This is a genomic window from Neolewinella litorea, from assembly GCF_004803465.1.
GTDB classification, from domain to species: Bacteria; Bacteroidota; Bacteroidia; order Chitinophagales; family Saprospiraceae; genus Neolewinella; species Neolewinella litorea.
This window is the reverse complement of record NZ_SRSF01000001.1, coordinates 1,043,504-1,056,390: the sequence shown is the minus strand read 5'-3', so window position 1 is coordinate 1,056,390 and position 12,887 is coordinate 1,043,504. Positions and strand designations below refer to the sequence as shown.

7 protein-coding genes are annotated in these 12,887 nt (G+C 62.4%); 6 read left to right on the top strand and 1 reads right to left on the bottom strand.

Translation table 11 applies throughout. The annotated features are described in order from the left end of the window. Positions 1 to 60 precede the first annotated feature (60 nt). Positions 61 to 1,569, top strand: a complete 1,509-nt coding sequence (locus E4021_RS04340) for a M20/M25/M40 family metallo-hydrolase (RefSeq protein ID WP_136456690.1) — start codon at positions 61 to 63, stop codon at positions 1,567 to 1,569. Between the two features lie 104 nt (positions 1,570 to 1,673). Beyond that, entirely contained in the window at positions 1,674 to 5,942 is a 4,269-nt protein-coding gene (locus E4021_RS04335) for a response regulator (protein ID WP_168797464.1), read from the top strand. Here the strand turns inward: E4021_RS04335 and pelA are convergent. After that, complete coding sequence (gene pelA, locus E4021_RS04330; RefSeq protein WP_211096959.1) at positions 5,939 to 6,976, bottom strand: pectate lyase; 1,038 nt, start codon at positions 6,974 to 6,976, stop codon at positions 5,939 to 5,941. The genes E4021_RS04335 and pelA overlap by 4 nt on opposite strands. A 203-nt stretch (positions 6,977 to 7,179) precedes the next feature. Here pelA and E4021_RS04325 point away from each other — a divergent pair, with 203 nt between their 5' ends. The 4 genes from E4021_RS04325 (at position 7,180) to E4021_RS04310 (ending at position 12,848) form a co-directional block, all read left to right on the top strand. After that, the gene (locus E4021_RS04325; RefSeq protein WP_136456686.1) at positions 7,180 to 8,622 is read left to right on the top strand and encodes a glycoside hydrolase family 28 protein; all 1,443 of its coding nucleotides are present in this window, start codon (positions 7,180 to 7,182) and stop codon (positions 8,620 to 8,622) included. A gap of 50 nt (positions 8,623 to 8,672) precedes the next feature. After that, the gene (locus tag E4021_RS04320) at positions 8,673 to 10,211 is read left to right on the top strand and encodes a pectate lyase family protein (RefSeq protein ID WP_136456684.1); all 1,539 of its coding nucleotides are present in this window, start codon (positions 8,673 to 8,675) and stop codon (positions 10,209 to 10,211) included. 34 nt (positions 10,212 to 10,245) lie between these two features. Beyond that, positions 10,246 to 11,004 carry a rhamnogalacturonan acetylesterase gene (locus E4021_RS04315; protein WP_211096958.1) on the top strand — a complete coding sequence of 253 codons (759 nt, stop codon included), beginning with the start codon at positions 10,246 to 10,248 and terminating at the stop codon, positions 11,002 to 11,004. A 191-nt stretch (positions 11,005 to 11,195) separates the two neighbouring features. Further along, positions 11,196 to 12,848 (top strand): UxaA family hydrolase, encoded by a 1,653-nt coding sequence (locus tag E4021_RS04310; RefSeq protein WP_136456682.1) that lies wholly within the window; start codon positions 11,196 to 11,198, stop codon positions 12,846 to 12,848. The last annotated feature ends 39 nt before the right edge of the window (positions 12,849 to 12,887 follow it).

Here is a 12,887-nt window from a genome sequence, read left to right as displayed (position 1 = left end):
TAGGGAAGGGCGGTCTTGTCTATCTTACGCTTCTCAAGTTCCAACTTCCAAATCCGAAATATGCGTTACCCCCTGACCTTGCTGTTCCTGTGCTGGCTTTGCACCCGCGTCCCCGCCCAGGAAGGGCTTTACGAACGGACGCTGGGCAGTTTGCCGGACTACGAAGCGTTCCTGGCCATCCCTAACGATGCGCGCATCGAGGGGCAACTCGAGGGGAACCTGCAGTGGCTCGAACGGGAGTTCAGCCGTCGCGGTTTTGCCACCCAGAGGCTGCCCAATGCCGGCATCGACCTTTTCCTGGCCACCTTCCCGGCGGAGTCGCCCGATGCCGAGACCGTACTGTTTTACGGGCACGTGGACGGGCAGTCGGTGGATTCCTCGCGCTGGGTACTCGCCCCGCCCTACACGCCTACTTACGGGCGTACGATACTGGATGCCGACGGCTCGGTACGGTACGAGAAAGCGACGCTGCCGGCCCGCCCGGATACCAGCGACGTGCGGCTGTTCGCCCGTTCCAGCAGCGACGCCAAGGCACCGATCATGATGTTCCTGGTGGCGTGGGACGAGCTGGTGGCCCGCGGCGATCGACCAAATTACACCGTAAAGTTTGTCATCGACCCCATGGAGGAAACCAGCAGTCCGGACCTCCCCGGAGCCGTAGAAACCCACCGGCAGGCGCTTGCCGCCGACCACCTGGTGATTCTGGATGGGCCGGTGCACCTGGTTAATCGACCTACTCTGGTGGGCGGCGCCCGGGGTATCGCCACGGCCGAGATCACGGTCTTCGGGCCAAAACTGCCGCAGCACAGCGGGCACTACGGAAATTACGCTCCCAATCCTGCCCTGCGCCTGGCCCAGTTGCTGGCGTCGATGAAGGACCAGCGCGGGCGCGTAACGATCCCCGGCTTCTACGACGGCATCGAACTGGACGCGGCTACCCGCGAGATGATGGCCACGGTACCCGACGACCCCACCAAGATCCGCCAAAAGATCGGCTTCAGCGAACCCGACGGGGTAGGGGAGAACCTGCAGGAAGCCCTGCAGTACCCCAGCCTGAACATCCGCGGAATGGCCAGCGGATGGGTGGGCGACAAGGTCCGCACGATCATCCCCGCAACCGCGGTGGCGGAAATAGACCTGCGCCTCGTGAAGGAGAGCGACGGCGATCGCCTGCTGCAATTGGTGCGGGAACACCTGGAGAACCAGGGCTTTCACCTCATTCCAGGTGACCGGGAGCCCACGGACGAGGAACGCCTGTCGTATCCCCGCCTGGCCCGCATGCAGGGAACCACCAGCTACGGCGCGTTCCGTACCGATCTGAACGGCCCGACGGGCCAGTGGCTGCGTCGCGCCCTTGAGGATACTTTCGGAGCACCACCGGTACTCATCCGCACCATGGGTGGCTCGGTGCCAATCGCGCCTTTCGTGAATACCTTGGACGTGCCCGCGGTGGTATTGCCGCTGGTTAATCCCGACAACAACCAGCACAGTCCGAACGAAAATATCCTGCTGAGCAACTACTTCCGGGGCGTGGAGAGCCTGTACGGCGTACTGCGTACCGACCTGTAGGACACGGCGGCTGGAAGCCCGCTGCTGGCGGACGAAACCCCGATTCACCCGGCCATGCTCCTCGGGCCAGTGTTATTTTGCACCGTTATCCGACGCGGTCGATCATGCGCATGCCTCAGCTCTTTCACCCTTTCCGTCCGGCCTGGTCTGGCCCGAGATTCCTTCCGTTTCAGCGGTTGGGGCGCGGACGCGGGTGCCCGGGCGGGGCGGATGGCTGCCGACTTAGTTGGTTACTGGTCGTCTTCCTGGTCGTCCTGAATGCACCTGCCGTAAACGCGACGGAACCCTACACCCCGGAGGTCGTCAACCCCCTTTCCGAGCCTTGGCGATGGCGGCAGTTTCCCGAGGTGGACGGTACCGGCATCCGATGCCTGGTGGAGACGCCCAACCGGCGGGTTTTCGTCGGAGTCAGCGACGGCGTAGTGGAATACGACGGCTATTCCTGGTTGCCGCACCACGCGCCCGGCAGTCCGCGCGGCGCGGCGGTCGAGCAGCTCATGGTAACCCGCGACGGGGCCGTCTACGCCGCCACGCAGTGGGGCATCTACCGGTACGCGAAAGGCAAGTGGGACCGGCTGCTGACCGCGCCGCAGAACCTGCCGTTTACCTTCACTAACGTGAAGGAACTGCGGGACGGCAGCGTGATGGCCTGTTCCAACCGGGGGTTCGTCCACCTGCGCATGGACGACGAGCTGCTGATCTATACGTCGAAGGAAAAGATGCCGGTCCTACGGTCGGCTCTCCCCGCAGCGCAACTGGTGACCCTGCCGCCGGAAGCCCTGAACGCCGAGGAGAACTTCCGCGAGGGTTCCGACGTGCTCGAGGACCGCAACGGCGAGGTGTGGTTCGCCCTCTCTACCGACATGGAGAACGGGACGCTGCTGCGATTCCGCTGGTCGAACGTGAGCGCAAGCGGGTTCCGCGACTATTCCGTCATCACCAGTGGTGGTGACCTGCAACTCGGGGAGGACCAGCGCATGATGGAGGCCGCCGACGGCCGGATCTGGGTCATCAATTCAAGTTCCGACCGCGGCATCCTGGTATACGACGGTGCAGAATGGGAGACTATCTACCTCAACCGGCGCTTCGGCGGGGATGAATACATGACCGACATCGTCCAATCGGAGAACGGAATCATCTGGATCAGCACCATCGCCAAGTTGATGGCCTACTTTCCCGACGGGCAGTGGGCGATGTACAAGTCGCCACAGTACCCCATCCCCGCGAACCGGGTGGTCCTGCAGAAAAGCGGAAACGACCAACTCTGGCTGGCCGGCTACAAATCGAAACTGCTGTTGCTCGACTTTTCCTTCGACCGCTGGCTCACCTACGAGGGACTCAGTTTCCAGTTTGCCGAGGCAGCCGACGGAGAATGGTACATCGCCCACGACAACCGCGTGGTGCAGCGATCGGGAAGCAGCTGGACGGCCTACGGTACCGCGGACGGACTGATGGACGCCCCCGTGCGGCTCCTGCGCACCTCCCGCGGTCAGATCTGGGCCGCCGGTTCCCACCGGGGCAAGGCCGCCACCGCCGTATGGCGCGAGGGGAGGTGGGAGCGACAGCTGCACCCTACGTTGTCCTGGGGCATCGACTACCGGGCCGTCTTCGAGGCCCGCGATGGGACCCTCTGGTTCGGCGGCAGCGTAGACGCCCGGGCGGAGGACGGCTTCACCAGCGGACTCCTCCAACTGCCGAACCCGACCGCCGAAAAGCTGAAATGGATCCGCCACGTGTACGGGGAGAATGGCCTGCAGCAGGCCAACGTATACGGCATCGGGGAGTCGGCCGACGGGCGGATCTGGATCGGGGGCAGCCGGCTGCTCTTCTACGACGGCACCCGCTGGCAACCCGCCGAAGACGAAAGGTTGCAGCAGTACGTCAACTGCCTGCACAGTACGCCCGGCCGGCTGCTGGTGGGCTCGCGCTATTATGGCCTGTTCGTGTACGAAGCCGGAGCCTGGACGAACTACACCACCGCCGACGGGCTGATGGGCAATACCATCATCAGTATCGATGCCCTGTCGGATTCCATCCTCATCGTGGCCACCGAGAACGGCACCTGCGCCTTCGACGGCACCTCCTGGACGCAGGACATCTTTCCCGAGCAACTCAACCTGGATTTTGAAGGGGGTACGCTCCACCATACCCCTGAGTTCCTATGGATCGACCACGTATCGCGCAGCTGGAAACGGCAGGCGCTCACCGGGGCGCCGCCGGAGCGCGACCAGTACGAATTCTTTACCACTCGCTACGGGCCGTCCCGAACTCCGCCGGAAACCACCATCTCCTTTTTCACCGATCGGGTGCCGGCCGACGGTAACGGCATCATCTCCTGGTCGGGCAAGGACTTCTTCGGCAAGACCAGAACCGAGCACCTGATGTACTCCTACCGGGTGGACGACGGCCCGTGGCAGCCCTTTTCGCCCGCGGAGGAATACGCCTTTACCCACCTCGGCGACGGACCCCACCGCCTGGAAGTCCGCGCCCGGGATCTCGACTTCAACATCGATCCCACCCCCGCCGTGGTCACCTTCGAAGTGCTGCCGCCCATTTGGAAGCAGGGGTGGTTCATCGGATTGATCCTGCTGTTCCTGTCCATCTTCGGCTTCTACGAATACCGGGTACACGCCAAGAATGCGAAGCTGGAAACCGTCAACGCGACCCTGCAGGACCGCCACGAAGAGATCCGGCAGCAGCGCGACAAACTGGAAGGGATGCTGGTGCAGCTGGAAAACCTGTCGCGGGCCAAGCTGAGCTTCTTCACCAACATCTCCCACGAACTGCGCACGCCCCTCACGTTGATCCTCGGCCCCATCGATCAGCTGGTGGAAGAGCAGGATAACCTGCCCGCGTCCCGGCGGCAGCAACTGCAGGGGATGGTGCAGCGCAATGCCCGGCGCCTGCTTAAGCTCATTGACCAACTGCTCGAAATCCGGCGTATCGAGCAGAGCGCCCTGGAGATCAAGCTTAGCGACGTGCGCCTGTGCGAATACCTGCAAGGCATCACCTCGCTCTTCGAGGATCTTGCCCTGGAACGTGAGATCTACCTGGCCTTCAACGGTGCGGAGCGCGAAGCGGTGGTGTCCCTTGACCTGGACAAGGTGGAAAAAGTGCTGGCGAACCTCCTGTCCAATGCCTTCCGCCACACCCCGCGGGGCGGAAGCATCACGGTCGACCTGTCTACCGTTTCCGCCGAATCGGCGGGTCTGCACGGATTCTACCCGGAATACATCCGCCTGCAAGTGAAGGACACCGGCAGCGGCATCAGTCCGGAAAAGATCGCCCTCATCTTCGACAAGTACTATACCTCTCCGAGCCAAACCTCCACGGAAGGGGGCACGGGTATCGGGCTGAGTTACATTAAAGACCTGATCTACCTGATGCAGGGCGACATCCGGGTGGAGAGTATCCCGGGGGCGGGCGCCGCATTCACGGTTTTCCTGCCCCTGCTCCCCGGTCGGGTCTCGGAGGTAAGCCAACCGGCGGCGGCCCAGGAGGGGGCATTCCGTACCACCCGCCAGGAGGCGGCCCTGCTGCTGACCGGCTACCAGGATGCGGCGGAGGTCGAGGAAACCGATTCCGGCGTGGAGGGAGAAGGGGCGCGCATACTGGTGGTGGAAGACAACCCTGACATGTTGCAGTTCCTTGCCCAACTGTTGGGCGACGGGTACACGGTCGTAACCGCAACGAGCGGCCGAGCGGGATTGCGGCTCGCGCAGGAGCAATCTTTCGACCTGGTGCTGAGCGACGTGATGATGGGCGAGATGGACGGCATCACCCTCTGTCATCGACTCAAGGAGAACCTGGCCACGAGTCACCTGCCGGTCATCCTGCTCACGGCCAAAGTGTTGGACGAAAACAAGGCCTCCGGTTACGCCAAGGGTGCGGACGACTACATCACCAAGCCCTTCAATCCGGACCTGCTCCTGCTCAGGGTCGAGAACCTGCTCGAACAGCGCCGCCGGTTGCGGGAGAAATTCAGCCTCGACTTCCGCCTCACGCCGGAAACCGAGGTGGTGGCCTCGCCGGACGAGGAATTCCTGCAGCGGCTCACGGGCTTGCTGCACGAGCACGTAGGGGATTCCGATTTCAACGTGCGGGCCATGTGCGAGGCCATGCACCTGAGCCACATGCACTTCATCCGTAAGGTGAAGCAGCTGACCGGCAAAAAGCCCATCGACCTGCTGAAATCCTTTCGCATGAAGAAGGCCCAGGAGTTGTTGGCCCAGGAGAGCCTCACTGTAGCCGAAGTGGCCTACCGGGTGGGTTTCGACCTGCCCAACTCTTTCAGCCGCACCTTCAAGAAGGAGTTCGATATGACGCCTACCCAGTTCATTCAGCGCATTCAGGAGCAGGAGGAAAAAATTTAGCGGGCCACGCGTTCCTCCCAAGCGGGGTATTCCTTCCGAATCAGGTCGCGGGGCCAGGATCCGTAGAAACCATATCCGACCCGGCGTTCGTTCTCGATGTCGGCCAGCCGGTAGTGGACCACCGCATCGCGACCGGTGAAAACGGGGCGGTAGGTTTCCAGTTCGTAAAAGCGCGCCCAGAGGGTTTCGCTGCTGTCCGCTACGATGATCCGGTCGCGGCCCGTGGGCTGCCGGGGATCGTCGATCCGGTCCATACGGTACCCTTCGATTCGGACGGAATCGAGAAACGCCACCGCCGCCCGTATGCTGCGTTTGACCCGCTCGTCGGGCGCGGGCAGCCGCATCAGAAAGCGGACGATGCCCACGCTTTCCGACCCGCTAAGGGTGGCGGGTTCGAATTTCCGGGCGGGTGCGGGTCTTAGGGTGTGCCGGTCGTGCTGCGCGCCCCATACGGTAAGCCGTCCGTCCGGAGCCACTACCTGGGTATTCAGGATGCACCGTATGCCCCGCTCTACGGCAGCCTTCGCCCGCTCACGCAGGTCTTGCGCGAGACTGCCGTACTTACCCTTTCCATCGGCTACTCCGTAGAGGAGGTTCATCACGTCGACCATCACGTTGTCGTTGTAGGTGATGTGGCCGTGGTAGCCGGAGGTGTCCGGGTACTTCTGGGGCCACCCTCCGGCCGCGTTCTGCGCGGCCAAGAGGAATTCCAGACCGCGCACCGCGGCCTCGTGATAGGCTGTCGCTCCTGTCTTTTCAAAGGCGGTCAACAGGTAGTCGATCTCCCGGGTAGTGCTGTGGTCGTCCAGGGTGGCATCCTCCTTCGATTTATCCGCCGCTACGGCTGCGCGCTCTTGCGCGGTCAGGGGAGAGGCATAATCCACTGCGTCGCCATGATCCTGGGGCCATCCGCCGTTGTCCCGCTGGTAGAGCAGCATACGGTCCGCGACCGGGTCGCGCTCCTGTGGAAACGTGGGACGTGCCTGGCAGGATAGAAATAGGAGGCAGCAGAGCGACAGGAGCAGGTGGATCACGGGGCAAAATGTTGATAGCACCTAATGTAAATTGGCTACCCCCCTCCACCAACCGCAGTCGGGCAGATGTGAAAACCGGAAGGGTCGATGATGATTCCTGCATGATCCGGGTGACGGAGTACTGGCTACATTTGGCAATGCCGGAAGGACGGATTTTTCCATTCTCCCTTTCGACGAGTTGTCCATTAATACGATCGTGCACCATGACCAGATACCTTCCCGGATTCCTTGCCTGTCTTCTTTTTCTGCATTGCCAACCCGCCCCGGAAACCGGAGCTGCTGCCGACCCATCCGCCGCCGCTGACCCCTGGGCTGGTATGGAAGACATACTGTCGAATATTCAGCCTCCGGAGTTTCCCGACCGCGACTTCGACATCACGGCCGAGGGTGCGGTAGCCGACGGACGCACGGACGCCCTGCCGGCCCTGCGGCGGGCGATTGAAAAGTGTACCACGGCCGGAGGAGGCCGCGTGGTGGTACCGGCGGGTGACTTTTACGTAAAAGGGCCCATCCACCTGAAGAGCAACGTCAACCTCCACCTGTCCGAAGGGGCCACCCTGAAATTCAGTACCACACCCGAAGATTACCTGCCCGCAGTACACACCCGCTGGGAGGGCGTGGAGACCTACAATTACAGTCCCCTGATCTACGCCTACGAGCAGGAGAACATTGCCATTACGGGTAGCGGCACGCTTGACGGACAGGCCAGTAACGAAAACTGGTGGCCGTGGTCGGGGTCCGACCGTTACGGATGGAAGGAAGGGATGCCCAGCCAGGCCGACGACAACAGTCGCCCGCAGCTGTACGCCTGGAACACCAATGAGGTACCGCTGGAACAACGACGCTTCGAGGGCGTGAGCTACCTGCGGCCCAATTTCATCCAGCCTTTCCACTGCAAAAATATCCTGATCGACGGCGTTACCATCCTCAATTCCCCGATGTGGGTACTGCATCCGACCCTGAGCGAGAACGTGACCATCCAGAACGTGCGGGTGATCAGTCACGGACCAAACAGCGACGGCTGCGACCCCGAGAGCTGTAACAACGTACTGATCCGCAACTGCTACTTCGACACGGGCGACGACTGCATCGCCCTAAAGTCGGGCCGCAACCAGGACGGCCGCAACAGCGGAAGGCCCATCGAAAACGTGGTCATCCAGGACTGCGAGATGAAGGACGGACACGGCGGGGTAGTGATCGGCAGCGAAGTCAGCGGGGGAGCCCGCAACATTTTCGCGGAGAACTGCATCATGGACAGCCCTAATCTGGAACGCGCCATCCGGGTGAAGACCAATAAGGTACGCGGCGGTACCATCGAGAATCTTTACTTCCGCAACATCACCGTCGGAGAAGTCCGGGAAGCGGTGGTCCGCATCAACATGCGCTACGCCATTTTCTCCGACACGACGCAGGTGTACATTCCCACCGTACGCAACATCTTGATCGAGAACGTCACCTCGAAGAAGAGCCGCTACGGCCTCCTGCTGGAAGGGTACAGCCCCGACCATCCCATCACGGACGTACAGCTGATCGACTGCAAATTCGAGGGAGTGGCCGAAGGGAACAAGATCGAGTTCGTAGACGACCTTACGTACCAAGATTACTACCTCAACGGCGAGCTCGTCGAGGCCCCCGTAGTCCAATAGCTCAGGTTGCGGCCAACTACCTCACCACTTCCCAAACCCTTCCGTCGATCATGTACCAGAGCCTGATGCTGTGTGTGGTATTCCTGTGGCTCCCGATCGCCCTTCCCGGTCAGGAGGGCCCGATCGGCTGGGCGTCCCTGAACGGCGGTACGACGGGAGGGGAAGGGGGAGAAACCGTCACCGTAAGCACGCGGGCAGGCTTGGTGGCGCAACTGCAAGGCAGTGCTCCGAGGGTGATCCTCGTACAGGATACCATTGAGCTCAACCGCTACGAGCGCGTGAAAGTATACGGGAACAAATCCCTGCGCGGAGTCACCCCAGATGCCATGATCCGCTACGGCGGACTGGAAGTGGTAGGCAACAACGTCATCATCCAGAACCTGTCGATCGGCGACTCCTACGACGGCGACTGGTTGGGCAAAACGCACAGCACCGACGGCATTACGGTTTACGGCCAGAACGTCTGGATCGACCACTGCTGGATGTACGCCGCCGCCGACGGCCTGCTGGACATCCGCAGCGGCAACGGCATGGATGCCGACTACATCACCGTCTCCAACTGCCGGTTCAGCGACCACAACAAGGTCAGCCTAATCGGCTCCAGCGACGAACAGGTGGAAAGCCGCGGTCACCTGCGCACGACCTACTACAACTGCTGGTTTGACGGTACCTCGGGCAAGGGCCTGTCCCAGCGGATGCCCCGCACGCGCTTCGGCGACGTACACGTCCTGAATACCTACTTCGAGGACATCGCTTCCTACTGCATCGCCGCCAATTTTGAGTCCAGACTCGTAGTGGAAAACAACTACTTCCGCAACTCCCGGAATCCCCACTCCGTCGGCGATCAGGGAAGAGGCATCAGGGAACCGGAACTGGTAAGCATCGGGAACATCTACGACGGAAGCACTGGCAGACGGGAAGCCGGCGGCGATGCTTTCGTACCCGCCAATTACTACAGCTATACGCCTTTATTCGCAGCGGAGGTCCCAGCTTACGTCATGAACGCCGCCGGGCCCTTCAATCCCGCAAACAACCACCCGCCCGTAGCCGTGACCGACAGCGTTGATTTCAGCGACTACGCCCTACCTACCGTGGTGGACGTTACGGCCAACGACTTCGATGTAGACGGAGGTGAACTGCGCATCAGCCGGATACTCAATGACCCGCCGGGCCTGGCGATCGTCCGCGACAATCGCATAAACTTCATTCCCCCCGCTACCGGATCGGGGATGGATACCATCGAATATGAGTTGGTTGACACCCAGGGCGGCGTCGCCATCGGTCGCGTCCTGATCGCCTACGACGGCTTCACTACCGCTACCCGGGATGTTTTGCCCGCGGGCTCGGTAAACATCTTTCCCAATCCCGCTACCTCGCGCATGAGCGTTTCGCTGGCCGCGGCTGTTCCATTGAATGCGCGAGTGCGTCTCTTCGACGGGGCGGGGCGCCTGGTACATCAGGAGATGGTCACTAACACGACGGGGCAACCGTACGAAGTGAATGTCGCAAACCTTCCCCGGGGCGCGTACCACCTCCTGGTTACGACTCGCCGGGGAAGCCACGCCCAGCGGCTGCTAATCGTCCGGTGATCGCCTCAGAACTGATTATATTTAACCTATCCAGATGAGAAAATTTGGCTTTCTGGTCCGCCTCACAGGCATATTCATGATCGTGGCCGCGGCGGCCGGGTGCCGGTCCTTTGCTCCGGCGCCGGTGACTGTATATATCATTGGAGATTCCACGGCAGCCGCCAAGCAGGAGGACCGCCGCCCGGAAACCGGTTGGGGCGAGAGCCTTTCCGCCTACCTCCGCCCCGCTGTCAGTGTGGAGAACCACGCCCGCAACGGTCGCAGTTCCCGGTCGTTCCGGCAGGAGGGCTTGTGGCAGACCGTATACGAGCGGATCACGCCGGGGGATTACGTTTTTATCCAGTTCGGCCACAACGACCCCAAGCCGGATACCTCGCGCTTCTCCTCCCCGGAGGATTATGGGGAGAACCTGAAACGCTACGTGCGGGAGACGCGGGAGCGGGGCGCTACGGCCGTGATTTTGAGTCCGATCGTGCGCCGCGACTTCGACGCGACGGGCAACTTGCAGCCGACCCACGGAGTGTACCCCGCCGCCGCCCAACGTGCGGCTGAGGAAATGAAAGTGCCGTTCATCGATATGACCGCCCGCAGCCGGGAACTGATTTCCGGCATGGGCGATGCGCCGTCCAAAGACCTGTTCCTCTGGCTCGAGCCCGGAGAGCACCCGAACTACCCGGAAGGCGTACAGGACGACACGCACCTGTCGCCCGCGGGAGCACTGGCCATCGCCGCGTTGGTGGTCGATGGGATCCGAGAAACTGGCCTGCCGCTCCGCCGCCAAATTGTACGATGATGAAAGGGAACCGACCAACCTTGGGTGTCGAAACCTCGCGACCCAGCATGTTTGCCGGCTACGGCACCCGCGCACGCCGCCAAGGAGATGCATCGGCAAGCTCCCCGGCAGTACGCCGAACGAATCGGTTTATCGACCCGGTAACGGTGGCCGTACTCCTATCTTCCGCGAATCGCTTAAATTAAACGCCCATGACCGAAGCGCTGAAAATTCATCCCGCCGACAACGTGATCGTTGCCCTCCGCGATTTCCGCGCCGGGGAAGAGATCGATCTGCCCGACGGGGGGACCCTGCCGTTCCTGGAGGATGTCCCTACCAAACACAAATTCGCCGAGCGCGACTTCGTCGAAGGTGAGCTCATCACCATGTACGGCGTCATTGTGGGCCGGACCCTGCGCCCCGTGCCCCGGGGTACGTGCATCAGCACCGAGAACGTGGTGCACGCCAGCAGCGAATACACGGTGGGGCGACGGAGCACGGACTGGGACGCGCCGGACGTCTCCGCCTTTGCGGGCCGCACCTTCGACGGCTACCACCGCGCCGACGGATCCGTGGGTACCCGCAATTACTGGCTGGTGATCCCGCTGGTCTTCTGCGAGAACCGCAACATCGAGGTCATCCAGTCGGCCATGCTCGAAAAGCTGGGCTACGTGACCGACCGCGCCTTCACGGTGGACGTGGACGCTCTCATCGCCAAATACCGGCAGGGCCGGGGGGCGGAGGAGATTATGGCCACGGAGATCCTGCGCTCCGGTACGGACTTGCAACACAACCGCGTCTTCCCCAACGTCGACGGTATCAAGTTTCTCACCCACCAGGGCGGCTGCGGCGGTATCCGGCAGGATTCCGAGGCCCTCTGCCGCCTCCTGGCCGGCTACCTGAGCAACCCGAACGTGGCCGGCGGGACCGTCCTGAGTCTGGGCTGCCAGAATGCGCAGGTAAGCCTGTTGCAGGAAGCACTCGCGAGCCGGACCCCGGCCTTTACCAAGCCGCTTTACGTGCTTGAGCAGCAGGGCAGCAAGTCAGAGCGCGACTTCATCGCCGAGGCGGTAAAGGTCACCTTCGCGGGGCTGATGCAGGCCAACCAGGTGCAGCGCCGGCCCGCCGGACTGGAGCACCTGACGCTCGGACTGGAGTGCGGAGGCTCGGACGGCTTCTCGGGTATTTCCGCAAACCCAGCCCTGGGCTACGCGTCCGACCTGCTCGTGACGCTCGGCGGAAAAGCCATCCTGTCGGAGTTTCCGGAACTGAACGGCGTGGAACAGGAACTCGTGAACCGCTGCGTCACGGAAGAAAGCGCCCTGAAGTTCGCCCACCTCATGCGCAGCTACAGCCAGCGGGCGGAGGCGGTGGGCTCGGCCTTCTCCATGAATCCCTCCCCGGGTAACATCCGGGACGGACTGATCACCGACGCCATGAAGTCGGCCGGAGCCGCCAAGAAAGGGGGCACCTCCCCGGTCGTGGACGTGCTCGACTACACCGAGCCGGCCACCCGCCCGGGCCTCAACCTGCTCTGCACCCCCGGCAACGACGTGGAAAGCACTACGGGCCTGGCCGGTTCCGGCGCCAACCTGATCGTATTCACCACCGGACTGGGCACGCCCACCGGCAACCCCATCGCACCCACCGTCAAGATGGCCAGCAACACCGCACTCGCCCGACGGATGGCCGACATCATCGACATCGACGCCGGTACCGTGATCTCCGGGCAGGACTCGATCCGGTCCAAAGGCGAAGAGCTGCTGGAACTGCTCATCCGCGTCGCCGGCGGCCACCAACTCACCCGCGCCGAGCAATTAGGGCAGGACGATTTCATCCCCTGGAAACGCGGGGTATCCCTTTGAACCAGAGCACGCGCCCCTCTGAAACACCCCACACGTCTA